This window comes from Acidobacteriota bacterium, from assembly GCA_026393755.1.
Classification (GTDB): Bacteria; Acidobacteriota; Vicinamibacteria; order Vicinamibacterales; family JAKQTR01; genus JBAXOX01.
Genome location: JAPKZO010000031.1, coordinates 1 through 24,933 on the forward strand (window position 1 = coordinate 1; position 24,933 = coordinate 24,933).

Here is a 24,933-nt window from a genome sequence, read left to right on the forward strand (position 1 = left end):
ACCGAGGCCCAACGGCGTGCACTCGACCTGCTCAAAGCGATTGCGTAACGGCGTGTAGACAGAATCGCATCCCCGGCGCAGCACGTATCTGCTTCACCGGACAGGAGATCAGGCGCACTCACCAATGGAACTTCAGTCTAGCCCGATCGGGCGGGGGCATTCCCGGCAAGTCCCGTGTCAGCGCTTGGGACGCGGTTTGACCGGAGGGCGAGCCCTGGGCTTCGGTTTTGGCTTCGCCTTCGCATGTGAGGGCGCCGGCTTCTTCCGGACCGGTTCGGCCGCCACCGTTGGTGCCTCAGAAATGAGGCCAGCCTCGAACAGTTTGCGTTCAACGCGATCGGCGATCCAGTGCGGATCCCACCATTCGACTGGATTGACCGGCCGGCCAGCCACCAGCGTCGTGAAGTGCACGTGATCGCCGCCGGCCAGCCCCGTCATGCCGCTCTGTCCGATGGTCTCTCCGCTCTTGACGCTGTCGCCCTTTTCGACATCCATCGCCGACAGGTGGGCGTACAGCGTCTCGACCCCCATGCCGTGATCGATGATGACGCAATTGCCGTAGATGCCGAGGTATCCCGCGTACATCACGCGTCCCGCATTTGCAGCGACGACTTGCGCGCCCCGTGTCGAAGCGAGATCCGCGCCCAGGTGGACCTGCCGATCCACTTCGCGCCCGCCGTACAGGTAGGTGCGATGATCCGCGAACACGGCTTCCGGCGCCGCACGGGCCATGCGCTGGAACGGGCCGCGCCACAGCATCTCCGGGGCGCTGTCTCGGGCGACGGCCTCGATCTGCTGCGCGTTCTTGCGGCGGACGTCACTGTTGATGGCCAGGAAGGCCGCCAGCCGCTCGTCGGGTGTGCCGGTCGGCATCTTCAACTCGGGCGTGGCCTGCAGAATCGGCGGCACCACGCGGCTGAGGAACGCATCATCGATCGGCACGCGGCTGCGCGCAAACTTGTCCGGCAACGTCTTGTGATCGAAATCCGCCACGACCGTGTTGCCCGCTTCGTCACGCGCAACCAGCGTCATGCGCGTGTTGAGATCCTGATCAAAGCCCAGCGAGAAGAACGCCACACGCAGTGTTGGATCGGGCGTCTTTCCGCCGCCGATGCCAGCCGCCGGAAAGCCGGGATAGTAGCGGTCGCCCACCTGCACGCCTGACGACACATCGGGGGGCGCAGCCCGGTACACGATCATCTCGGCTCCACCGACCTTCACATAGTGGTGCGTCGAGACGACTGCGATCGTCGGTGGCGTCAGCCGCACCCGTACGTCGCGCGACGAAGTGGACTCTGCGCGGCGGAGACCGAAGAGCACCGTGCGCTCCGCGGTCATCACGAGGCGCGCCGTCCCGTCCTTCAGGCCGGCAAACTGGCTGGATACCACCGCCCGCGTCATTCGCATGCGATCGGGCGCTTCCTGCACAAAACGCGCATCACCGGGTGACGCCAGCGAAAACACCGGAAACTGCTTTCCAGCCTGTTCGAGCCTGGCCTCGACCCTCGTGAGGCGCGTGCCCATCATGTCGACCGACGCGTCAAGCGTGGCGCTGGCGCTGCCCATCACCGAGGGCCCGTGTATCGTGACGAGTGGCCCTGGTGCCTGGCCCGCAAAATAGTAAGCGGCGCCCCCGGCCACGATGAGCAGAACGAGGACAAACAGCAGAATCGTCTTGAGGGACATATGGTGTACGGGTACAATAAGAAGTTGCTGGGGACGGTTTCAAAACCTGCGTGAGCGGCCAGTTCTGCGACCTTGAGAACGGGTCTTGAAACCGGTTCCAGATGGCAAGTGCCGGTATCGTCTAGGGGTTAGGACACGTGGTTCTCAGCCACGGGACCGGGGTTCGAATCCCCGTACCGGTACCAATCATCATACATCTCCCATGCCAACAGGCCTCACGATGGGCGCGAGGCCTGTCACGCGTACGCGTTCCCACGCGAGCGCGGCGATCGCGGTGTCCTGAAAACCCACACCGGTCAGATCGCAGATTGTGATCTGATCGTCGCTGGTCCGGCCCGGCTTCCGGCCGGCGACAATATCGCCAAGTTGCGCCCAGACATCGGATTCCTTCAACACGCCCAATCGCAGCGCATGCGACAGCTCGCCGAAGCGGGCACACTGGGACAGCCGGTCGACCACAACCATGTCCGCGCGCCCGAGACAGGCCGCCTCGAGTTCCTGCTTGCCAGGCGTGTCCGATCCGAGCGCGGTGATGTGAAGCCCGGGCGTGAGCCACTCGGCACGCACGATGGGCTCACGCGCGGGAGTGGCCGTGATGAGCACGTCGGCTTCGCGACAGACCGCTGCCGCGTCCCTCGCCACCGTCGCGGTGATGCCCAGCGACGCCCGCATTTCTGCGCAGTAACTCTCGAGACCGATCCCGTCCGGGCTCCAGGCGAGCAGGCGCCTGAAGGGCCGGACCTCCATGAGACATCGCACCTGATGCCGGGCCTGCACGCCGGATCCGACGACACCCGCCGTCGTGATCTCCCGCCTGGCGAGACATTCGGCCGCCACCGCACCAGCCGCGCCCGTGCGGATGTCGGTGAGAAACCCGTTGTCGAACAGCAGCGCCACGGGCATCCCCGTCTGTGCGTCGAATAACGCCATCAGCCCTGAACCGGTCGGCAGCCCGCGGGCCGGATTGTCGTAAAATCCTGACGCCACCTTCACCGCCACCACCGGCAAGCCCTCCACCCAGGCTGTCTTGACGTGGAACTCGCCGTTCGTGCCCGGGATGGGCAGATTGATGACGGCGGGCACGCTGGTGCGGCCCTCGCCATCGGCTCGAAACGCGGCTCGTACTGCGGCGATGGCGTCGGCCGGTGAGACGCAAGCGCGAAGGGTGCTTTCGTCGATGCTGGGAAGTAACATGTGGACATTGTCTGACCGATGCGGTGACAGAGGCAAGAAGAAGAAGGAATGTGTAGGGGCACGGCATGCCGTGCCCGGACCACGGCAAGGAGCAGTGCCAATGATCCGGGAACGCTTGATTCGCGCGGTCGTGATGATAACGCTCGCTGCGGCGACTACTATCGGTCTTGCTGCGCAGCAGCCGGCCTCGGTCTCCGCCGCTCCGCCGCCGCAGTTCCCGAACGCAGACCGCATCGCGAAACTGACAGGCGCGCTTCCCGGGATCGATCAGCTGTTCCGGCAGTTCGCGACAAGAAACCGCGTGCCCGGCATCGCGTGGGGAATCCTGATCGACGGCAAGCTCGTCCACTCAGGGAGCGCCGGGTATCGCGACGTTGCATCGAAGGCCCCGGTCGACGCCGAGACGGTGTTCCGGATCGCGTCCATGACGAAGAGCTTCACGGCGATATCAATCCTCAAACTGCGAGACGAGGGAAAGCTGTCGCTGGATGATCCGGCCGAGCGGTACGTGCCCCAGCTCGGCGCGCTCAAGTACCCGACCGCCGATTCGCCGCGCATCACGATCCGACACCTCCTGTCTCACGCCGAGGGTTTCCCGGAAGACAACCCGTGGGGCGACCGGCAGCTGGCAGTGACCGACGATCAAATGGTCGAGATGCTCCAGCGCGGCATCCCGTTCTCGAATCCTCCCGGCCTGGCCTACGAGTATTCGAATTTCGGCTTTGCGATCCTCGGGCGCATCGTTTCCCGAGTATCCGGCATGCCGTACCGTGACTATGTGCAGCGCAATATCCTGACGCCGCTCGGCATGACCGCCACGACGCTCGATTCTGCCCGCGTGCCTGCCGATCGAATGGCGCACGGCTATCGGCTCGAAGACGGCCAATGGAAAGACGAACCGTCGCTCCCCGATGGCGCATTCGGCGCCATGGGGGGCATGCTGACGTCGACCACGGACCTTGCCCGGTACGTCGGTTTCCTGATGTCGGCGTGGCCGCCCCGCGACGACGCTGACACCGGACCGCTCCGCCGCAGTTCGGTGCGCGAGATGCAGCAGGTGTGGAGGCCATCGCCGGCCACGGTCACGCGCGATCAGGTCGACGCGCCGCTTCGCCTCAACACGGGCGGCTACGCGTTTGGTCTTCGAGTCTGGCAGAGCTGCGACCAGCGCCACCTGGTGGCTCATAGCGGCGGTCTGCCGGGTTTCGGCTCGCACATGCGCTGGCTGCCCGAGCACGGCGTCGCCATCATCGCGATGGGCAACCTCACGTACACGAGCTGGGGACGGGTGGCCGATGACGTGGTCGATCTGCTGGCGGCGACCGGGGGGCTGCAGCCTCGTGCGCCGCAGCCGTCGCCGGCACTGCTGGCCGCGAAGAGTGCGGTGTCCACACTCATCACCGGCTGGGACGACAACCTGGCGGAGAGCATCGCGGCAGATAACCTGTTTCTGGATGATTCGAAGGAGCGGCGCCGCGCCCAAGTCGATCAACTGCGCGTGCGACACGGAGCATGCCGGCCCGATGCCGCGTTCGATGTCGAGAATGCGCTGCGCGGCGTCTGGAAGATGACCTGCGATCGCGGGTGGCTGCGAGTCGGCATCACGCTCGCCCCGACGATGCCGCCCCGGGTGCAGTCGCTGTCGATGGCGTCGATCATGCCGCTCGCCGGGAGGCTGAGCGATGTCGCGGTTCGTGTCGTGTCGATGGTGGGACACCCGGATGAGGCGGCGCTCGGGTCGATGCTTGGCCCGGGAATGGACGTGCGGGCCGTTGCTGCGCGGCTGACGGCCGCATCGGCGTGGGGCGCCTGCGCGATCGGGGACGTGCTCGACGGCGACGGTTCGAGCACCGCGGGCGTGCGGCTGTCGTGCGCGCACGGCCCGCTGGTACTGCGGCTGTCGCTCAATGAACAGACCGGGCGCATCACACGGCTGTCGCTGGCGCCGGCCGGCGACGTAACTTGTGTACCGTAATCAATGAAAGAGACACTATCGTGTGATTGGCGATTAGAGCCTCACTCCGCCCAGACGAGGACGCGCTTGCCGTCGGCGTCCTTGTGATTCATCACCAGCCCCGGGCCGTAACGCTCGAGATTCCCGGCCGTAATGTGGAGACTGATCGGATCGCTCTCGCCGTCACTCCCATGCCCCGACAGTCGTATGGGCCGGCCCCTGGTCAGGCGGAGCAGCCAGAACGGAATGTTGAGCTTGACGAGTCTTCGCTCGTCGGGCTGCCATACGATGATATGGAGGGCGTCGATGGGCTTGGCTGCGCCGCTCGATCTCTGGCGTTGCCGGTTGAGGACCGGTTCTCCGTCGCGAATCTCGAGCAGCGGCGGCTGATCGGCAAACCGCGCGGCTACCTGAGCCAGTTCGTCCTCGGCGGATGAGACCGACGTGGTCGTTGTCTGGAACGCGAACTGCTGGTAGATGACGTAACCGGCGACGGCGACAAGTCCCACCCCGACGACCACGACCAGTGCCGCGATCCCGAGAATGATGAGTCCCCACGAAGGTTTCTTCGCCATCAAGAGATCTCCAAGCCGCTAATCCCCTCGAGCGCCTCGATCATATCCTGCAACAGGAAGGCAGTCTGTTCATCCCTTACTGACGGCGGGAACGCACATTTGTTCCGCCGCTGCGGGAGTATACTCGCGCGAATCGACTTGAACAGAGGACTCGAAGCAATGCGGTGCTACAAGACCATCGATGCCCACGCAGCCGGCGAGCCGCTCCGATTGATCGTTGAAGGCTTCCCGACGCCGAAGGGCCGCACGATGCTCGAGAAGCGACGCTGGGTCAGGACCTACGCCGATCGGATCCGGCGGAGCCTGATGCAGGAGCCGCGAGGTCACCTCGACATGTACGGAGCGGTGCTGACCGAACCGGTGTCGCCGGAGGCCGACGCCGGCGTGCTGTTCATGCACAATGACGGCTACAGCACGATGTGCGGTCACGGCATCATTGCCGTGACGACCGTGGCGATCGAGCGGAGCCTGATCCATCCGCGGCAGCCCGGGCAGATCACCTTCGACGCGCCGGCCGGATTGGTGCTGGCGATCGCGCAGGTCACGCCGCGCGAAGGATCGAAGAGCCGTTCCGGGCCGGAGACCCGCGTCAACAGCGTGCGCTTCCTGAACGTGCCGTCGTTCGTGCTGCATCCGGGGCTCGCGGTCAGCGTGGGCGGGCGGACGATTCGCGTCGATGTGGCGTTTGGCGGCGCCTTCTACGCCATCGTTGATGCCGAAGCCGCGGGCATCCCCGTTCTGGCAAACCGGCTTGCCGACTTGCGCCGCGCGGGCATGGAGATCAAGCACGCCGTGGAGGCCGCCGTCACGGTCGAGCATCCTGACGATCGCGGCCTCAATGGCATCTACGGGACCATCTTCACAGGCCCGCCGGACGGCGAGGACGCCGACCTGAAGAACGTCACCGTATTCGCCGACGCGGAGGTGGACCGGTCGCCCTGCGGGACCGGAACCTGCGCCGTGATGGCGGTCATCGATGCGATGGGAATGCTCCCGCCAGACAGGCCGTTCCGCCATCAGAGCATTATCGGCACGGTGTTCTCGGGCCGAGTCGCTTCACGCACGCACGTCGGCGATCTCGACGCGATCGTGCCCGAACTGGAAGGCTCGGCCTGGGTGACGGGCGAGCACACGTTCATCGTCGACGATGACGACCCGCTCGGAGAGGGATTTCGACTGTAGCGCCCGTCAGTGTCCCAAGTGCTCGTGGGTAAGGCGCACGAGGAGCGCGGTCAGCGACTCGCCGTTGAGCGCGAAGGCGCCGAGTTCCGGTGACCACGAGAGCTTGAAACTGCGCACGAGCGCCGATACCCAGATCTGGCGCACCGGCGCGTTCTGGCTGACGACGAAGCGCGCGGCGGTTGGCTCCTCGAACTGCACGTTCAGCACGCCGCCCTGGATTTCGAGCTCGAACCCTTCGGCATCAGCCAAGCCCAATAGCGCGTGCTGGGCCGCTTCAATCGCCTCGTCGGCCTTGACGCGAAACTCCTGCTCCGACAACGCCTCGTCTGCCATGGGGCGATGATACCAGAGCCCGTCAGGGCGTGAGGACTACGGGGAGTACCGCGGTCGCCCGGCCGGCGCGTCTCCAACGGCGACGTACGACTTCCGCGCCCGGGTCTTCATGCCCGGACGTTTCACGGTCACCGCGAGTTTGTGCACTTTGCCGTCAAGCGTTGTCGGCGAAAAGCCGAGCACGTACTGGCGGTGCAATTCAAGCGCGATGCGGGTGAAGACGCTGCTGAGTTCTGGCGAGGCGGGCAGCCGGTAGTACCCGCCGCCGGTTTCCTCGGCCATCCTCCGCAGCACTCTGTCGGGGCTCGTGCGCACCTTGCGCACGCCGTCGAAGTACACGGACTCGAGTCCGATTCCGTAGATCATCACCTCTTCCCGCCGCGCCCGATCGAGCACCTCGCCCTGACCCTTCTTACTGCTGTTGTCCTCACCGTCGGTGAGCAGCACGATGACCCGCCGGCCCTCGATGTCGACAAGCCGATCGACGGATTGATCGATGGCGTCGTAGAGCCGCGTCGGATATCCGAAGTCGATGTCCTTGAGCGCCGCCACCAGGTCGTCCCGATTCGAGGTGAACGTGCCGCTGAACTGGATCTTGTCGTTGAAGGCGCCCACCTGGGCCTTGTCCTGTGGCAGCAGCCGCTCCAGGAACTGTTCGGCCCCAGCCTTCACCAGCGCCAGCGAGTCGGTCATGCTGCCGCTCGTATCCAGCATGACGATCGACGTGATCGGCTGCGACCGGCTCTCGAACACCGAGATCTCCTGCCGCACGCTGTTATCGAGGATTTCGAAATCGGCCCTCGTCAGATCGGGGATCAGCCGGTCCTGATCGTCGGTCACCGTCGCGTAGATTGGGACAATCTTCGTAGTCGACTTGAAGACCGTCACCTGCGGCGGCGAGGCCTGGCCTGCGAAGGGTGCCGAGGCGGCCACGAACACGCCGCCGCAGAGGACGCCGGCGAGACCAACCAGACTCACACGTCGATAGGTCATTCAGTTCTCCTGAGCCCCCCGAATCCCGCCTGCCGCGCCGGAGCCTGCAGTGCCCAGGATCGGCAAAGGCGGGAATCCCCAATCCCGAGTGTAACATCCACGCCGGCAGCGGCTGCGACATCGGGTAGAATCGTCGGAATCATGGCCGACACCAAACCTCCTGCCATCGTCGATCTGACCTGGAACAGCGGACTGGCGTTCACAGCCCGCGACAGCACACATGCGTGGGTGCTCGATGGGCGCAACCAGGCCGGCCCCTCGCCGGTCATCGCGCTTGCGTCGGCCCTGGCGGGTTGCATGAGCATCGACCTGGTGGCCATCTTGACCAAGGGACGGCACGCCGTGCGCGCATTGTCCACGCATCTGGTGGGACACCGGGCCGACGAGGATCCACGCCGTTTCCTTCGGGTGGAGATGCGCTTCGCGCTCGACACCGACGCCTCGCCCGATCAGATCCAGCGCGCCATCGATTTGTCGCGCGAGAAGTACTGCTCGGTGTGGCATTCCCTGCGCCAGGACATCGAACTGATCACGAGCATCGAACCTGCGAGTTGACGCCGGGGTGACCAATCACCGTTTCGCTTGGCAAGATCAGACCCAGAGACGACGACTGGGCCGATGAGAGGAGAGACAGCCCCGGTGGCCCCTACCCAGAATCGTCGCGCCTACATCGACTGGATGCGTGGGTTGAGCGTCCTGTTCATGGTCGAGATTCACTCGCTCGACGCATGGACACGGGTGACCGAACGCAAGACGTCAGCATATTTCGTGGCCGATTTTTTCGGCGGACTTGCGGCTCCGATGTTCCTGTTTCTTGCCGGCGTGTCGGTCGTGATGGCGGGTGCGGCGCGGGCCAGGCGGACCGGAGATCGGACACAGGCCGCCCGATCGGTTCAGAGGCGCGGATGGGAGATCTTCGGACTGGCGTTCCTCTTTCGGCTGCAGAGCTTCATCCTGAGTCCCGGCGCCACGCTGCGGGGCATCTTCAAGGCGGACATCCTCAACATCATGGGGCCGGCCATTGCCGCGGCGGCGTACCTCTGGGGCCGGCTGTCGAATCGCGGGGTCCGGCTGGCGACGTTTGCGGCGCTGGCGATCGCGTTCACGGCGGTGACGCCGCTGGTTCGGATGTTGACGTGGCCTGAGGCGATCGTCTTCGGTTGGTACATCACGCCGGTCCCGAAGATGAGCGTCTTCACGTTCTTTCCGTGGACGGGGTTTGTGTTTGCCGGCGCTCTGTTCGGCGAGATTCTGACGCTTGCGAAGACGGCTGCCGAGGAATGGCGGATCAACCGGTGGTTCTTCGCCGCCGGCATGCTCCTCGTCGCGGGCGGGTGTGGCGGGGCCTGTCTTCCGTCGCCGTATCCGCCAGGCCTGTCGAACTTCTGGACGACGTCACCGGCGTACTTCTCGATCAAGATCGGCATCATGCTGGTGTTGATGTGCGCCATCTATCTCTATGTCCAGCGCCCGCTGTCATCCGAACCCAGGAACCCGGCGTCCAGCCCGATGCTGGAATTCGGCCGGTCGTCGCTGTTCGTCTACTGGATTCACGTCGAGATCGCCTACGGCATCTTCTCGCACCCGTTGCACCAGCGGCTGTTCGTGTGGCAATCACTGGCCGCGTTCATGATGTTTGCGGCGTTGCTCTACCGCGTCACCGTCTTCAAGACGCGACTGGTCGCCTCCTGGCGAGCCAGGGCTACCGAGCCCCAGTCCGCCTGACGGACTTCGGCGTGCGGGCCGCGTACACCGGGGGGTTCGAGCCCATCCCGAACGAGCGGATCGAACTGAGCGCCTACTACACTTACGAGAAGTACAGCTTCGCCGACGCCTACACGAGCGGCACGACGATGATGCCGTTCGGTGTTTCCATTTTCATGAAAGCGGACAGCGGCCCGTACAAGGCCCACGTGCTCTACACAAAGCTGACGTACCGCTTCTAGCACGACTACCCTGAGCTCGGCATGCGCCGCGAACCGCGTGGTTCGTCGCGCAGTTCGAGCCGAAGGGGCCACCATCTCGAGGTTGAGGGCCGGAACGACGCACCGGCCCTCAACCACTTCTTCCCGCCATGAACTCATCCCGAACCTCTTCGTAAATGGCTTGTAACTTATTGTGTAAGAACTAGTTAGCCGTAACAGCGCCGTCGTTATGCGACCCCGCACCGACAAGTCGTAAGGATTCCGGCCAGAAAACCATTGAGATTGGGGCACTTGGGCCATAGAATCGCGCCCGGAGCGTAGAGTTCCCGGACTTGTTGTTGGCGATCCGCCTGATTTCACGGGCGGTTTTCACATGGTGGTCCTCAATGATCAAGGTGTCTGCTATCCAGATGCAGCAGTTCGGCGTGCGGTTCTACCAGGCGTCGCTCACCGCGAAGGATATCGACAAGCTCGTGAGGTTCGAGGTGCTCACTTACGGCGAACAGACGCATCCCGCTGTCCGGGGCAAGAAGCGACCGATCTCGACGGCCAAGGTGAACTGGGACCTGCTCGAACGTCGCATCGGCGCGAGCGACAAGGCCTACCAGCGGCAGATCATCCGCCGCAAGATTGACGAACTGGTTCAGTACTTCGAGCAGTGCCGAGTGGCGCGCGACTTGCCGTCGATTCCCGGCGCCGTCATCATCTCATGCGACGAGAAGCTCTCGTTTGATCCGGTCGAGGAGGGCTCGCCGCTGGGCGTTCTCAACGTGCCCGCGCGGGAAGGGATCCTGCGCGCGATCGACGGTCAGCATCGTCTGCTGGCGATGCATGCCGACATCGAGCGTTTTGGCAAGGAGATGTTCACCGTGCCAGCCGTGATCTTCGACCAGCTCCCGGAAGACCACATCGTGCAGATGTTCGTCACCATCAACGCCAAGCACACGAGGCTGAACTCCTCGCATCTGGTGAGCCTGTCGGGGCGCCAGTTGTACAGGGACGATAGTCTTGCGGCCGCCCACGACATCGTGCGCGCGCTCAACGAACGCGAACAGTCGCCGCTTTGCGGGGACATCAAGCTGCTTGGCGTCGGCAAAGGGCACGTCGCCCAGGCGCCGATGGCACAGGAGTTGAAGCGGCTGTTCCAGTCGGAAGCCTTCGGCGGTTCACGGAAGACGCAGGACTTCCAGGAAGAATCCAAGCGGTTCTTCGTCAATTACTTCAAGCAGATCGCGCTCGTGTTCGTCGCGGCGTGGAACGGGCGGAAGTACTCCATCAAGTCGTCCGCCGCCCTTCGCGCCTTCATTCGCGTCGCACCGGAGGTGGTCCGCCGCCTCGATCAGGAACACGTCGATCGCACCGACTTCCGGGCCATCGGGCGCGTGATCTCGCCGTGGGGCCACCGCATCGGAGATCTCCGGTTCGAAACCGAAGGCGCCTGGAAGAAGAGCACCTCGGTCGACGCGCTCTCGAAGGAGCTGCGACTGGCGCTGCAGTACCCGGAAGGCACGATGGTGTGAGGGACGGGGACGGGGCTGTCTATCTGTCCGTCCCCAGTATCACGCCGCGGTACTTCTGATACAGCCACGAGCCCAGCAGGAGTGCCAGTCCCAGGCCGATGAAGCCGATGATGCGGTAGATGCTGCCCAGCCTCGACAGGTCAACCAGGAACACCTTCCCCACGGTGAGCGCGAGCAGCGCGAGCGCCAGATAGCGCACCGGCGCGTACCGCCGGTTGATGCCGACGATGATGAGAGCCGTCCCGTAGATGGCCCAGGCAACCGAGAGAGAGGTCAGCCTGGCGAGATCAGCGTTGGCGTCCTCAGCCGCCCGCATCCGCCAGTAGAAGCTGATCTCGGTCGAGATGAGCAGCACCGTCAACAGGTTGGCTGCGATGATGAACATGCCGATTTCGGGAGCGGCACGATCGCCCAAGTCGGCTCCCTCGCGTTTGTGGAGATACGCCAGCGCGTAACAGGCGGCAACGATGACGAGCGTGACGCCGAAGCGGGCGTTGAAGACCGGTGTGAATCCGGCCGCTGCATCGAAGAACCCGACTGACATCAGCCGGACGGTCGTGCCCGCCAGCAGCAAGGTTCCGCCGAGGCGCATCCAGTCGCGTCTGGTCCGCAGCCCGACCCACACCACGGCCACCGATTCCGCGGTCCATCCGACGATCCTCATCCAGTCGTCGAACTCCAGGCCGATCGCGAAGCCCACGAAGGCGAATCCAAGCGCCAGGCTGTTGGGGCCGGCGTCGCCCGTGAGCGCGCCGAAGTACCACGCCATGCCGAAATGCCATAGCGCCAGACCCAGCGCCAGCGACGAGGCCATCTGTGGCGCAAACGCATCGACGACCAGGTAGGCTCCGCCAAACAGCGCGAGGCCGTTGGCGTGGAAGAGCACCAGGTCGCCGACGGGCCACTGGTCCGAGCCCTTTCGGCTGATCCGCTCGCCCTGCGCGATCAAGTGCATCCCGTACATCGCCAGCATCACCACCAGGCTGCCCACGCGCCAGCCAGGCGTGGTGTGCCTCGTCAGCCACTCCAGGAACACGGGGGTCGTCACCGCAAACACCGCCAGCCTCACCCACGCTCTATCGAACTTCACACTCGCCAGCACGCCGACCAGCGTCACGATCGTCAGGTAGACGAGCAGCGGCAACGAGTGCGGCAGGAGGTTATTGAGCGACGCGACATGAAACGCGGCGGGGGCCGTCCACAACACCACCGAGACGATGTCGCCCGTTTCGGTGCGGGCACGCCTGGTGGTCCAGAGCAGGTAAGCGAACATCCCGCAGAAGATCGTCAGGAACACCTCGGTCGTGACGTACTTGTCGGGCGTGTAGTACCGCGAGGCCCAGGCGGCAAACGTGAGAAACGTCAGCAGGTAGCTCGCCAGATTCACGGCCGGCCAGCTCCGGCGTTGGGCCAGCAGCATGGTTCCGGCAACCAGGATCGCGTCGTACGTGAGCAGCACCACCTGGGCATCCTCGTTGCGGCCCACGAGAAACGGGGTCGCGAATCCGCCGAGCACGGCGACAAAGGCAAGGCCCTGCGAGCTCTCCCGGTCCGCGACGAAGGCAGCGCCAACCGAGATGATGACCATCAATCCGAACGCGACGGGCTGCGCCACCAAGCCGTAGAAGTTGAACGCCGCGTAGGTCGAGAAGTACATCGCGACAAAGCCGCCACCCGCGACGATCTCTCCATAGAGGCGGTAGCCCCGGCCCGAGATCGCCAAGCCGCCAGTGACCATGCCGATCCCGATGACGCCGCCCAGCACCACGCGGGTCGTCTCGTTGATCCACTGGTTGTCAAAGGCGTACTTGATGAAGAACCCCAGGCCGAGCAACAGCACCGCCATCCCCGCATACAGCTGCCAGCGCCCCCCGATCGTGGTCTCGAGCGTGTCGGATACGCGGTCGGCCTGAACCGGCGGCGCGGAGGGACCGGGAACTGTCTCAGCCGACACGCCGCCGAGCGAGCGGGTCGCACCCTCCGGAGTCGATACGTCCGCCGCCGGGGCGGGGCCGCGGTCGGCCGAAGACGCGGTCGTCAAGGGCACAGGCGCGACAATGGGCGGTGCGGCCGCCACCGGCTTCTGATACGACGCCACACGCGGAGCGGCGTCGGTGATGCCGGCAACTGAGGCTGCGGGAGCCAGCGGCGTCACTCGACCCGCATCAGTCGGCACGGAGGCCGCTGTTCCGGGCCGTTCCGCCATGAGCTTGTGCAGTGTGGAGCGAACTCGCTCCAGATCGTCGCCCCGCCGCGCCAGTTCGGCGCGCAGCTCGTCCAATTCGTTCCGCAGGCGATGCGTCCTGAGAAAGGCCAGAATAGGCAGGACGAGGACGGTGAAACAGACGAAGGCCAGGAAGATCAGCCCGGACAGCACGCGCATGACGACCTCCATGGAGCAGGCGTCCAGCCTCGTTCTCTACCCAGAGCTCACATGTGTCGTGTTCGCCGCCGGCTCAGAACCACCACGATGGATGGGGGCCTGGGCTGAGGTTGTGCTCAACACGACTGAGCCGAAGGGTAGCGTGAGATTCGTAGAAGATACACTTCCGGCCGCCGTTTGTCGCGCGCGAAATGGGAGGAGGAAGGTGCCTATGTCCGATATTCCGCATTGATCCGGACGTACTCCGCGCTGAGGTCGCACGTCCAGACCGTAGCTGAACTCGATCCGCCGCCGCCGAGGTTGACCTCGATATCGATCTCGCTGCCTGCCAGGTAGCTGGCCGCCTCCGGCGCGCGGTCGTCATGGGGGATGCCGCCGCTGAACAGCACAACAGGCCCGACCCGAACCTGCGCCCGCTCGACGTCAAACGCGACACCGGCCCGGCCGGCAGCGGCGACCAACCGGCCCCAGTTGGGATCGGCTCCGTGGATCGCGGTCTTCACGAGCAGCGAATTGGCAATCACCTGGGCTGCCCGCCTGGCGTCTTCAGGGGTTGCGGCCCCGCTCGCGGTGATCGACACCAGCTTGGTCGCCCCCTCGCCGCCGCGGACAATCGCCCTTGCGAGGAAGCCGCATACCTCTACGAGCCCGGCCACGAGCGCCTGATACAGGTTGCCTTCGATGACGACCGCGCTCGCCCCGTTCGCGAGCAGGAAGACGGTGTCGTTGGTTGACGTGTCGCCATCGACGCTGATCGCGTTGAACGTGACTTCGGCCGCCTCGACCAGCGCCCGTCGCAGGACTGCCGGATCGACCGACGCGTCGGTCGTCAGGAATCCGAGCATGGTTGCCATGTGCGGCTCGATCATGCCGGCGCCTTTGGCGATCCCGCCAATATGAAACGCCCCCGCCGCCGTCAACACCCTGACCGCTGTTTCCTTCGGCTCGCGGTCCGTCGTCATGATGGCAAGCGCCGCCTCGTGATGGGCGTCACGGGAGAGCGCCCTGGCGGCCAGCGTCGTCCCGCTCTTGATCTTGTCGAGGTCCAGTTGCACGCCGATGACGCCCGTCGAGGCGACCAGTACCTGTTCGGTCCGACAGCCGACGGCCGACGCGACGAAAGCGGCCGACCCCCGCGCGACGGCCAGCCCTTCGGGCCCGGTGCAGGCGTTCGCGCATCCGCTGTTGACGATGATGGCGGAGGCGAGGCCGCCAGACGCGGCGAGATGCTCGCGGGAGACGAGCACCGAGGCGGCCTGGGCTCTGTTGGTCGTAAAGACGCCGGCGGCCGATGCCGGAGCGTCGGAGACGATCAGCGCGAGGTCGAGTCCTCCGGTTTTCTTGATGCCGGATGCGCAGGCCGCGACGCGAAAGCCGGATGGCGCGGTGATGCCGCCCGGGACGTGATCGATCGTGACGCCGGGCGGGACGAACGTGTTCACGAGAAGATCTCCCCGAAGACCGCCGTTGCAGGACGCGGGCCGACCCGCGTGTCAACCATTGCGTACTGGCCGCATTTCTGGAAGAGCGCGCAGCTCCAGCAATCGGCCGACACCTTCTCGGGCAGCCAGGAGTGCGGCACGATTGAAAAGCCCAGTCTGACGAAGAAGCGCGGGTCGTGCGTGAATGCGCAGAGTGTTCCATAGTGGACGCTGCGCGCGCGGCGCCTCAGTTGCTCGATGACCATCCGGCCCACACCCAGGCCGCGCGCCGCCTCATCCACCACCAGTGACCGCACTTCGGCGACGCCGCGGCTGAGGGGGGCCAGTTCGGCGCAGGCGAGCACCGTGCCATCCTTGATGGCGACGACAAAGCGCGACGCGTGCGTCACCGTGTCGCCAGGCGAGCGGGGCAGCAGATGTCCGGCGTGCTGATAACGCGCGATCAGGCCATGGATGAACGGCGCATCGCCGACCGTGGCCAGTCGCACCTCGGGCGCGCCGGTATCGGGCGGCGGCCGCAAGTCTGGCGCCGCGGCCTGCGGCACCGTGGCGAGGACGGGAAGCACGATCATGACGTGACCGCCTCTCTCGCGATGTCGGCGAGCACGCCGTCCAGCAGCACCAGTGCCTGGTCCAACTCGGCGGAGGTGATCACAAACGGCGGAAGCATGCGCACCACCGTGCCCGCCGTCCGATTGACGAGCAATCCGCGCTCGAGCGCCGCATCGATGACGGGGGCCGCATCGACCTTCAGATCAAGCCCCCACATGAGGCCGGCGCCGCGAACCTCGCGAACCATCGGGTGCTTCACGGCCAGCGCCCGCAAGCCCTCGCCGAACTGTCCGCCGACTTCGCGGATGTGCTCCTGCAGGCCGCCGCTGGTGAGCGCCTCGAGAAAGACGAGCGCCGCCCGGCACGCCAGGAGGTTCCCGCCGTAGGTCGTGCCGTGGTCGCCAAAGGAGATCGCTGACGCCACCGGCTGCGACACCAGTGCGGCACCGACCGACACGCCCGCACCGAGGGCTTTGCCGACGGCCGCAAGATCAGGATGGATGCCCAGGCGCTGGTACGCGAACGTGCTGCCCGTCCGCCCGAGACCGCACTGGACCTCGTCTGCGATGATCAACGCGCCGGTGCGGTCGCGCGAGCGCTCGAGGGCGGCGGCCATCTCCGCGCTGAGCGGCCGGATGCCGCCTTCTCCCTGCACGGCTTCCACGATGATGGCGGCTGTGGTCGACGACACCGCCGCGTCGAGCGCGTCGGCGTCGCTGGCCGGGACCCACGTCACGTTGCCGAGCAGCGGCTCGAAGGGCGCGCGGTAGTGTTCGTCCCAGGTCACCGACAGCGAGCCGATGGTCCGGCCGTGGAATCCGTGCTCGAGCGCCACGAATCCATTCCGCCGGCGATCGCCCGAGGTGTACCAGAACCGGCGCGCGAATTTCAGGCACGCCTCGACCGCTTCCGTGCCGCTGTTGCAGATGAAGACACGCGGAAGGCCAGAGAGCGCGGTGAGCAGGGCAGCGACCTGACCCTGCAGTTCGTGGTAGTAGAGGTTCGACGTGTGGATCAGCGTCCGGGCCTGATCCGCCAGTGCGGCCGCCAGGGCGGGATTGGCGTGACCCAGCGATACGACGCCGATGCCCGAGATCAGATCAAGATAGCGCTGGCCGCGGTTGTCGTAGAGGTAGACGCCTTCACCGCGCCTGAAGACGACCGGAGCCCGGCGATACGTCTGGAGAAGGTGCTCTTGTTCGAGCGCCTTCACCTGAGAATCCCGTGCGCCAGATTCGATGGACAGTGGAGACGTCATGGCACCACCCTGGTTAGTGAGCCGTCGCCGGACTCACCCCAAATGACCGCCGATTCGAGTCGCGATGGGTCCCGGCCGTTGACGATCAACACCGAGCCGACCCCGGCTCTGAGCGCCGCGCGGCACGCCTGCAGCTTGGCGAGCATGCCGGCATTGGCCGTGCCCGATTCGATCAGCTTCTGCTCGACCGATGCGCTGAGTTCGCCGATCGTGCGCGCGTCGTGATCCACCACGCCAGACGAAGTGCCCGCGATGACCAGGCGCTCTGCCCAGAGCCGCTCGGCCAGTGCGCCGGCCATCGTGTCGGCGTTGATGTTGTAGAGGGAACCGGCCGTGTCGGCGCCAATGCTGGCGACCACCGGCACATAGCGCCCCGCCAGCAGGTGATGCAACAGGTGGGGGACACCATTGTTGACGGGACGTCCCACGCGGCCAAGCGACACCGTGTCTCCAGCGGCCGTGCGCATGGGTGGCGCGGCTTCGACCGGAGCGACGTTCGCATCCGCGCCGGTCAACCCGACCGGCTGACCGCCGGCTGCGGCGATGGCCGCCACCAGTCTCGTGTTGATGGTTCCGGCCAGCACGCGTACCACCACCGTCAGTGTCGCCTCGTCGGTTACGCGGATCCCGTCAACCTGCCGTTTTGAAATGCCGGATTCCACCAGCGCGGCATCGATTTCGCGGCCGCCGCCGTGAACGACCACCAGCGGGACGCGCCGGGCGATCGAAGCGATTGTCGCGGCGATGGCCTGCATGGCGTCCACCTCTTCGAGCAGTTCGCCGCCCAGCTTGAGAATCGTTGGCCGGCTCATGCAGACAACCCCGTCCGCTCGTCGAGTCCGAGCATCAGATTCAGATTCTGCACAGCCTGGCTGGCGGCGCCCTTCAGCAGGTTATCGAGGCACGACACGACGATCAGCCGGCGCGCGCCCTCGTCTGCGCGCCAGCCGATGTCGCAAAAGTGGGTGTAGGCCACGTGCTTGATTTCCGGCAGCGCGTCGCCGCACAGCCGAACGAAGGGGGCGCCGGTGTACGCGGCATCAAACGCCTGAGCAATCGACGCGGCGGTCGCACCCGGAGCGAGCCTGGCGTAGATGGTCTCGAAGATTCCTCGGTTGAGCGGGACCAGGTGCGGCACGAACGTGACGGCTCGGCCCAGCTCCTGTTCCATCTCGACACCGTGACGGTGGCCGGCCACCGCGTAAGCGGCCACGCTGCCATGGGTCTCGGAGAAGTGTGTCCGATCGCTCGGCGCCTTGCCCGCGCCCGAGATGCCCGATTTGGCGTCGATGATCACGTCGCCCTCGATCAGATGCGAGTCCACCAGCGGAAGCAGCGCCAGCAAGGCCGCTGTCGGGTAGCAGCCAGGACAGGATGCGAGTCTTGCCTCCGCGAGCGCCGCTCCGCACCGTTCGGGCAGAGCGTAGAGAGTGCCGTCGGGCACGCTGACGGTATCGGGATACCACGCCGATCGAGCGGCCGCGTCGCGGACCCGGAAGGCGCCGGACAGATCGATCACGCGTCGGCCCGATGCGACCAGTTCGGTGCCAAGTGCCGCCGAGGCGTGTTCGGGCAGGGCCAGGCACACCACGTCGCAGGCCTCCGCCAGCGCCCGGGTGTCGAGAGGTCCGATGGGGTCGTCCCAGATCTTCGCCAGCGCGGGGAGCCGGATGGGATCGCGGCGGCCCGAAGACGTCGCGAGCGTCAGGCGCACGGCCGGATGCCGGGCGAGCAGGCGCACCAGTTCGACGCCGGCGTACCCGGTGGCTCCGGCGATACCGACACGAATGGGGGCGCGATCAACCTGCAGCATCAACATGTCACGGAATGCATAAGTATGCAGGCCATTCCCGCAGGCAGTCAAGCACTTTCTCCACATACTGCCCGTCACGCTTGCTTTAGTATGCATCACGATGTATATTCATGCGGTCAGGTGCATGGCCATGAAGACACAACGGCAAGCCGCCATTCTCGCCCTGGTCGATCACGAGCGGATCTCGAGTCACGAGCATCTCCGGAGGAAGCTGCGCGCGGGCGGATTCTCGGTCACTCAGGCCACGCTGTCGCGCGATCTCAAAGAGATGGGGCTGGTCAAGAACGCGGCGGACGGGGCGTACCACCGTCCGGGCGGCGAGGTCACCAACCCGATCGTTGCCGCCGCACGCCTGCAGCACGCAGTGGCGGAATTGCTGGTTGGAATCGACCGCGCGGGACAACTCGTTGTCCTGAGGACCAACCTCGCGCAGGCCCAGCCGCTGGCGGCCGCGATTGACGCCGCCGCCCTCGATGGCGTGGTCGGCTCAATTGGGGGTGAAGACACGGTGCTCGTGGTGTGCCGGAACGCCCGCGTGGCGGCCGGCGTCGCGACGGCCCTGCAGCGGATGACGCGGGCGTAGGGAGAGAAGAAGCGTAGGGGCACGACACGTCGTGCCCGGGCAGAAGCAGGAAGACGTAGACGGTAGTCAGTAGTTGGTAGACGGTAGGAATGCGGGAGCCGCGGGCAGGACACTGACCAGGGGGGCGGGTCTTGAGGCCGGGCATGACAGTCGAGAGAGAGGAACGGTGATGGCGAAGGAACGGGTTGTGCTGGCGTACTCGGGCGGGTTGGACACGTCGGTGGCTGTGCCGTGGCTCGCGGAGACGTACGACGCCGAGGTGGTCTGCGTCACGATGGATCTTGGGCAGGGCAAAGAACTCGAATCGGTCCGCGAGCGCGCGCTGGCGGCTGGCGCCGTTCGGGCGCACGTGCTCGACGTGCGCGACGAATTCGCCGACCAATACATCCTCCCGGCACTGCAGGCCGGCGCGATCTACGAAGGCCAGTATCCGCTCGCCACCGCGCTCGGCCGGCCGCTCATCGCGCGCAAACTGGTCGAGATCGCACGCATCGAGGGCGCCAGGTCCATCGCCCACGGGTGCACCGGCAAGGGCAACGATCAGGTGCGTCTCGACGTGTCCGCGCGCGCGCTCGAGCCTGGGATCCGCGTGATTGCGCCGGCCCGCGAGTGGGGCATGACGCGTCCGGCCGAGATTGAGTATGCCCGCACGCGCGGCATCCCGGTGCCTGTCACGGTCGCCAGTCCCTATAGCACCGACGCCAACCTCTGGGGGCGGTCGATTGAGTGCGGCGTGATCGAGGACCCGTGGGTCGAACCGCCAGACGATGTCTACACGCTCACGAAAGATCCGTCCGAGTGTCCCGACGAGCCGGCCTACGTCGAACTCGCATTCGAGCGGGGCGTGCCGACGGCCGTCACCGGCGTGTCGATGCCATTCACCGAGATCATCGCCAGCATCGCGACAATCGCCGGTGCCCATGGCGTGGGCCGGATCGACATGGTCGAGAACCGGCTGGTCGGCATCAAGTCACGGGAGATCTACGAGGCGCCCGCGGCCGTCGTGCTGCACGCGGCGCACCGGGACCTCGAGAACCTCGTCTGCCCGCGCGATCTCACCAGGATCAAGCAGGACCTGTCGCTCAAGTACGCGGACCTCGTGTACAACGGGCTCTGGTTCTCGCCTGTGCGCGAGGCGATCGATGCGTTCGTGGCCACGATCCAGCCCCGAGTGACCGGCGCGATTCGCCTCAAGCTCTTCAAGGGCGCCTGTCGCGTGGTTGGCCGGCAGTCGCCGTTCGCGCTCTACGATCATGGGCTGGCCACGTATGACGAGGGCGACACGTTTGACCATACGGCCGCGGTGGGCTTCATCAAGCTCTACGGCCTGCCGGTGGAGACGGTCTCACGCAAGTGGGGACTGGCCGGGAGAACGACTGTAGAAGAGCCGAAGGCCATCTGATGCCGCACGTGTGGTCCGGCCGGTTCGACACGGATCCCGATCCCGACGTCTTCTCGTACGGCGTGTCGCTGCCGTTTGACCGGCACCTGTTCGCCGAAGACGTGACCGGCAGCCTCGCGTGGGCCGAGGCGCTCGCCAAGGCAGGAGCCATCTCAGCCGAGACCGCACGCGCCATTGACGGCGCCCTGCGGGACATCCTCGAGACCGGCCGCCGCGACCCCGCGTGGGTGACCGGTCAGGATGAAGACGTCCACGCCTTCGTTGAACGCGAACTGATCGACCGCATCGGGGATGCCGGCCGGTGCCTGCACACGGGGCGGTCGCGCAACGAGCAGGTCTCGCTGGATCTGCGTCTCTACTTCAAGCGGCGGATTCCGCTGCTCATCAACCGGCTGCACCGGCTGCTTACGGCGCTTGCCGACCAGGCGGAGGCGTCGGCGTTGAGCACGATGCCGTCCTACACGCATCTGCGCCGGGCGCAGCCGATCCTCGTCGCTCACTTCTTCCTTGCGCACGCTGCGGCGTTCCGTCGCGACTGCCAGCGCTTCGACCAGGCGCTCGACGGGGCCGACGAGATGCCGCTTGGCTCGGGGGCCGTTGCCGGGACCACGTACGCGATCGACACGCGGGCACTGGCGGATCGGCTCGGCTTCTCGCGCACGGTCACCAACAGCCTCGACGCAACGTCGGATCGCGACTTCGTGGCGAGCTTCCTCTACGCGTCCTCGCTCACGATGGTCCACCTGAGCCGGATGGCCGAGGACATCATTCTCTTCACGTCCGAGGAATTCGCGTTCTTCGATCTGCCCGACAAGTTCGCCACCGGCAGCAGCCTGATGCCGCAGAAGAAGAACCCTGATCCGCTGGAACTGATGCGCGGCAAGTCGGGCCGCGTCCTCGGGCGACTGTCCGGTTGGCTTACCACGATGAAGGGCCTGCCGAGCGGCTACAACCGCGACCTGCAGGAAGACAAGGAAGCCGCGTTCGAAGTCGAGACCACGCTCGCATCCTCACTGGATGTGGCCGCAGCGGTGATGGCGGGGCTGCGCCTGAACGCCGCGAGGGCCGAGGCCGCCGCGGCGGGTCTGCTGCTGGCGACCGACGTCGCAGAGCATCTGGTTGCCGCCGGCGTGCCATTCCGTCAGGCCCACGCCGTTGTCGGGGCCATCGTCCGCCAGTTGGCCGCCGAGGGGCGCGACTTCTCGGAGTTGACCGAAGACGAGTGGGGCCGGCTCGATCCTCACTTTACGCCGGCGATCGCCGCTTCAATCACGGCCGCCGCCTCGGTCGCGGCCAAGCGGACGCCGCAATCGACCAGCCCCGCCGCGGTTGCCGCCGCGCTCGCAGAACTGCGCGCCTGGCTCGAGTAACATTTGCCCTTCCATCCGTAGCTTTGCTAGAATCAGACGTTCTTCAGCCTCTCCCTTTCCTGCCCGAGTATCCGGGGGATCTCTTAATGGTGAAGCGCCAGCTTCGAGTTGGTGAGTTTGTAGAAGACTACTGTCCGCGCGAACGGCGCGTCAGCGATCATGCGATCGTGGCGATGGTGGATGGCGACGTCCGCCAGGTGCGCTGTACCGCGTGCGACTCGGAACACGTGTATCGGGAGGCGAAAGTGCCGCCGACACGGAAGAAGAAGCCGGTAGCCGGCCCGCCTCCGCTGCCTCCGGCTGGCATGGTGGTCACTCCCGAGGCGCCGCCAGCCATGGCGGCGTTGCCTGACGCGCCGTGTGATGTTGAAACCGGAGCGGGCCAGACTGTTGCGCCGGTCGCGGCTGCCGAGGCGGAGCCTGCTGACGGCCCCCGTGCGGACGGTCCGGTGCATCGCCAGTTGATTCGGGCCACGCTGCCGCGGATCGAGGGCCAGGTGCCCGAGCGGCGGATTCCCGAGTTTACGATGCACAACACCGGCGGCCGAGGTGCCGGCGGGCACGGCAAGCCGTTTCGGACCGGGCATGGCGGACCGCACCGGCCGGGCGGCGGCGGCAAGTCCGCGGCTGGCCACGAGCGGCCTGGCGGCGGTCGCCAGGGAGGCGGGTTTTCACCGCATGGCGGCCGGCCGGGTCCAGGCGGCGCGCCAGGGGGAGGGCCCAGTCAGTCGGCCCGGCACGCGTTTGGCGGACGTCCTGGCCGGGGCAAGAAGACCTGACACCGGTATTGGACGTTACAACACGCCTTCGGCAGCCTTCCGCAGCTCCACGTCCTCGATGGCCCCGCTCTCCATCGCCGTGGGGATGCCGGATGGTGCTGGCGTGAGGCGCTTGCGCTGGCTCTTGTCCCGGTACATCTGCTGATCCGCCACGGCCAGCAGCGCTTCGTACGTGTCGCCATCTCTGGGGAACACCGCCGCGCCGACGCTGACGGCCAGCAGCACCCGTTGCGTGCCCCGCACGACAAACGGAAGCGCGTCAATCACCTGCTGCAACTCGATGCGCTTGGCCTCGGCGTCCTCGATGCCGCAGTCCGACAGCAGCACAATGAACTCATCGCCGCCGTATCGGGACACGATGTCGTACGGCCGGATGGCCCGGCGCAGCACCGCCGCCACTTCGCGCAGTGCCCGATCACCGGCCGGATGCCCGTAGCTGTCGTTGATGTCTTTGAGGTTGTCCAGGTCCAGCAGCATCACGGCGACCGACGAAGCCATGCGCCTGGCGCGGGCCAGTTCACGAGTCAGGTGGAGAATCAGGAAGCGGTTGTTCGGCAGCCCGGTCAACTGGTCGGTGACCGCTTCTTCGTGCGTCCGTTCGTAGAGCACCGAGTTGTGAATCACCGCCGACGCCTGCCCCGTGACGCGCAGGGCGATACGGCGGTGGTCGTCGGTAAAGAACCCGGGCTCGGTGTGGTACATCGCCAGGGCACCAATCACGCGCTCGGCGACGATGAGCGGGCACACCAGCGCCGATCTGAGGATATGGCCATCGACCGGCACGCCAATCGAGAGAAAGTCCTCGCTCGGATCCTTATTGACGCCGCACTCGCGCGTCGCGATCACGCCGCCGACCAGCCCTGTTCCAACGCGCAGCTCCATCAGGCGCAACTGCTTGGCACCGCTGCCAATCGCGTACCGGCAGCGGGCAATTCGCCTCGTGGTGTCGTGCAGGAAGAGCGCGCAGCTCGCGAACGGCACCAGATCGCGCAGTTTCTCGGCAATCACGCCCATGGAATCGGCCACGCCGAGACTCGTGCCCAATCCCTGCGCGACCTCGTACAACGCGTAGACTTCCTTCTGAGCCAGCGCGATTTCGTCGAACACCGAGGCCTGGGATTCGGTGTCCTCGGAGTAATACGGATGCTCGTCTGCCCCGCCTGGGCCGTTTGCACGCGTACCCGCCGCGGTCCCCGTCTCGAACGCCGCCTCGAGCGACGGCAGCAGCTCGACAAAGCGGGACACCATCACCGGATCGAGCGCACGCCCCGCCTCCCGCCGCAGCTCCTCGATCGCCTCGGCGTGTGAGACGGCCTTGCGGAACGGGCGATCGGAGATCAGTGACACGAAGTGATCGACCACCGAGAGGATGCGCGCCCCGAGCGGGATATCGCCGCCGCTGAGGCCCGCCGGGTAGCCCGACCCGTCCCACCGTTCATGATGGCAGAGCACAAGCGAGGCGACAGGATATGGAAACAGCACGTCCGCAATGATGTTGGCGCCAAGCTGCGAGTGGATGCGGACCTTGCCGGTCTCTTCGGCGGTGAGCGGCCCCTTCTTCGTCAGGATGTGGTCCGGGACGCCGAGCTTGCCGACATCGTGCAGCAGCGCCGCCATTCTGATGCCGTCGATCTCCTGGGCCGGCACGCCAAACGCCTTCGCCATCTCGACCGCGTACGCCTGTTCGCGGCGTATGTCCGTGCGGGACGATCGCGCCCGGGCTTCAATCGCCCGCGCGAGGGCCTCGACGGTCGCGAGCGAAATGTCCGAGGCGCGGTGATGCTCGCGCTGCGCGTCGGCGACTGCCGCCAGCCCTTTTGCCCGGAGGCGAAAGGCCAGCACGGCCGCGCCGGCCGTCACGATCGCGAGCAGGAAGGCGATCCAGGCAGGCACGGACGAGCCGCGGACAAGCCAGAAACCGGCGGCGCCGCCTCCAGCCAGGCCCGCCATCGCCAGCCGTGTCGTGAACGTCCCCGGCATGGTCATGTC

22 protein-coding genes and 1 tRNA gene are annotated in these 24,933 nt (G+C 66.1%); 11 read left to right on the forward strand and 12 right to left on the reverse strand.

Annotation, left to right across the window (positions count from 1 at the left end):
- Positions 1–177: 177 nt before the first annotated feature.
- Complete coding sequence (locus NTV05_13355; protein ID MCX6545382.1) at positions 178–1,686, reverse strand: M23 family metallopeptidase; 1,509 nt, start codon at positions 1,684–1,686, stop codon at positions 178–180.
- Between the two features lie 110 nt (positions 1,687–1,796).
- Here NTV05_13355 and NTV05_13360 point away from each other — a divergent pair.
- Positions 1,797–1,871 (forward strand) — tRNA-Glu (locus tag NTV05_13360).
- Positions 1,872–1,875: 4 nt separating this feature from the next.
- Here NTV05_13360 and NTV05_13365 read toward each other — a convergent pair.
- The gene (locus NTV05_13365; GenBank protein MCX6545383.1) at positions 1,876–2,880 is read right to left on the reverse strand and encodes an ornithine cyclodeaminase family protein; all 1,005 of its coding nucleotides are present in this window, start codon (positions 2,878–2,880) and stop codon (positions 1,876–1,878) included.
- A gap of 100 nt (positions 2,881–2,980) precedes the next feature.
- Between NTV05_13365 and NTV05_13370 the strand changes: the two genes are divergently transcribed.
- Positions 2,981–4,855, forward strand: coding sequence for a serine hydrolase (locus tag NTV05_13370; protein MCX6545384.1), 1,875 nt, complete (start codon positions 2,981–2,983; stop codon positions 4,853–4,855).
- 41 nt (positions 4,856–4,896) lie between these two features.
- Here NTV05_13370 and NTV05_13375 read toward each other — a convergent pair whose 3' ends face one another.
- Positions 4,897–5,409 (reverse strand): hypothetical protein, encoded by a 513-nt coding sequence (locus tag NTV05_13375; GenBank protein ID MCX6545385.1) that lies wholly within the window; start codon positions 5,407–5,409, stop codon positions 4,897–4,899.
- Positions 5,410–5,568: 159 nt separating this feature from the next.
- Here NTV05_13375 and NTV05_13380 point away from each other — a divergent pair, with 159 nt between their 5' ends.
- Positions 5,569–6,591: a proline racemase family protein gene (locus NTV05_13380; GenBank protein MCX6545386.1), complete on the forward strand. Its 1,023-nt coding sequence runs from the start codon at positions 5,569–5,571 to the stop codon at positions 6,589–6,591.
- A 6-nt stretch (positions 6,592–6,597) separates the two neighbouring features.
- On the opposite strand, the gene NTV05_13385 is transcribed toward NTV05_13380, so the two are convergent.
- Together NTV05_13385 and NTV05_13390 are read right to left on the reverse strand one after the other, a co-directional pair.
- Positions 6,598–6,924 (reverse strand): iron donor protein CyaY, encoded by a 327-nt coding sequence (locus tag NTV05_13385; GenBank protein ID MCX6545387.1) that lies wholly within the window; start codon positions 6,922–6,924, stop codon positions 6,598–6,600.
- A gap of 36 nt (positions 6,925–6,960) precedes the next feature.
- Positions 6,961–7,917, reverse strand: a complete 957-nt coding sequence (locus tag NTV05_13390) for a VWA domain-containing protein (GenBank protein MCX6545388.1) — start codon at positions 7,915–7,917, stop codon at positions 6,961–6,963.
- A gap of 141 nt (positions 7,918–8,058) precedes the next feature.
- Here NTV05_13390 and NTV05_13395 point away from each other — a divergent pair, with 141 nt between their 5' ends.
- The 4 genes from NTV05_13395 to NTV05_13410 all read left to right on the forward strand — a co-directional run bounded on the left by NTV05_13395 (position 8,059) and on the right by NTV05_13410 (position 11,362).
- Positions 8,059–8,472, forward strand: coding sequence for an OsmC family protein (locus NTV05_13395; GenBank protein ID MCX6545389.1), 414 nt, complete (start codon positions 8,059–8,061; stop codon positions 8,470–8,472).
- An 84-nt stretch (positions 8,473–8,556) separates the two neighbouring features.
- Complete coding sequence (locus NTV05_13400) at positions 8,557–9,642, forward strand: heparan-alpha-glucosaminide N-acetyltransferase domain-containing protein (GenBank protein ID MCX6545390.1); 1,086 nt, start codon at positions 8,557–8,559, stop codon at positions 9,640–9,642.
- 11 nt (positions 9,643–9,653) lie between these two features.
- Entirely contained in the window at positions 9,654–9,863 is a 210-nt protein-coding gene (locus NTV05_13405) for a hypothetical protein (protein MCX6545391.1), read from the forward strand.
- A gap of 365 nt (positions 9,864–10,228) precedes the next feature.
- Positions 10,229–11,362, forward strand: a complete 1,134-nt coding sequence (locus NTV05_13410) for a DGQHR domain-containing protein (GenBank protein ID MCX6545392.1) — start codon at positions 10,229–10,231, stop codon at positions 11,360–11,362.
- Positions 11,363–11,381: 19 nt separating this feature from the next.
- On the opposite strand, the gene NTV05_13415 is transcribed toward NTV05_13410, so the two are convergent.
- From NTV05_13415 to argC, 6 genes are all read right to left on the reverse strand, one after another.
- Positions 11,382–13,745: a DUF2339 domain-containing protein gene (locus NTV05_13415; protein MCX6545393.1), complete on the reverse strand. Its 2,364-nt coding sequence runs from the start codon at positions 13,743–13,745 to the stop codon at positions 11,382–11,384.
- Positions 13,746–13,954: 209 nt separating this feature from the next.
- Positions 13,955–15,187: a bifunctional glutamate N-acetyltransferase/amino-acid acetyltransferase ArgJ gene (gene argJ / locus NTV05_13420; protein MCX6545394.1), complete on the reverse strand. Its 1,233-nt coding sequence runs from the start codon at positions 15,185–15,187 to the stop codon at positions 13,955–13,957.
- The gene (locus tag NTV05_13425) at positions 15,184–15,759 is read right to left on the reverse strand and encodes a GNAT family N-acetyltransferase (GenBank protein ID MCX6545395.1); all 576 of its coding nucleotides are present in this window, start codon (positions 15,757–15,759) and stop codon (positions 15,184–15,186) included. Before NTV05_13425 ends, argJ begins: the two co-directional genes overlap by 4 nt.
- Positions 15,756–16,997, reverse strand: coding sequence for an acetylornithine/succinylornithine family transaminase (locus NTV05_13430; protein ID MCX6545396.1), 1,242 nt, complete (start codon positions 16,995–16,997; stop codon positions 15,756–15,758). The genes NTV05_13425 and NTV05_13430 overlap by 4 nt, the downstream gene beginning before the upstream one ends.
- A complete protein-coding gene (gene argB / locus NTV05_13435; GenBank protein ID MCX6545397.1) occupies positions 16,994–17,809 on the reverse strand; it encodes an acetylglutamate kinase in 816 nt (271 codons plus the stop codon). The genes NTV05_13430 and argB overlap by 4 nt, the downstream gene beginning before the upstream one ends.
- Complete coding sequence (gene argC / locus NTV05_13440; protein MCX6545398.1) at positions 17,806–18,810, reverse strand: N-acetyl-gamma-glutamyl-phosphate reductase; 1,005 nt, start codon at positions 18,808–18,810, stop codon at positions 17,806–17,808. Before argC ends, argB begins: the two co-directional genes overlap by 4 nt.
- A gap of 124 nt (positions 18,811–18,934) precedes the next feature.
- On the opposite strand from argC, the gene NTV05_13445 reads away from it, so the two are divergent.
- From NTV05_13445 to NTV05_13460, 4 genes are all read left to right on the forward strand, one after another.
- Positions 18,935–19,393 carry an arginine repressor gene (locus NTV05_13445; GenBank protein MCX6545399.1) on the forward strand — a complete coding sequence of 153 codons (459 nt, stop codon included), beginning with the start codon at positions 18,935–18,937 and terminating at the stop codon, positions 19,391–19,393.
- Positions 19,394–19,562: 169 nt separating this feature from the next.
- Positions 19,563–20,795, forward strand: coding sequence for an argininosuccinate synthase (locus tag NTV05_13450; GenBank protein ID MCX6545400.1), 1,233 nt, complete (start codon positions 19,563–19,565; stop codon positions 20,793–20,795).
- Positions 20,795–22,165, forward strand: coding sequence for an argininosuccinate lyase (gene argH, locus NTV05_13455; GenBank protein MCX6545401.1), 1,371 nt, complete (start codon positions 20,795–20,797; stop codon positions 22,163–22,165). Before NTV05_13450 ends, argH begins: the two co-directional genes overlap by 1 nt.
- Before the next feature lie 86 nt (positions 22,166–22,251).
- Positions 22,252–22,944: a hypothetical protein gene (locus NTV05_13460; GenBank protein ID MCX6545402.1), complete on the forward strand. Its 693-nt coding sequence runs from the start codon at positions 22,252–22,254 to the stop codon at positions 22,942–22,944.
- A gap of 15 nt (positions 22,945–22,959) precedes the next feature.
- Here NTV05_13460 and NTV05_13465 read toward each other — a convergent pair whose 3' ends face one another.
- Positions 22,960–24,930 (reverse strand): diguanylate cyclase, encoded by a 1,971-nt coding sequence (locus tag NTV05_13465; GenBank protein ID MCX6545403.1) that lies wholly within the window; start codon positions 24,928–24,930, stop codon positions 22,960–22,962.
- Between the last annotated feature and the right edge of the window lie 3 nt (positions 24,931–24,933).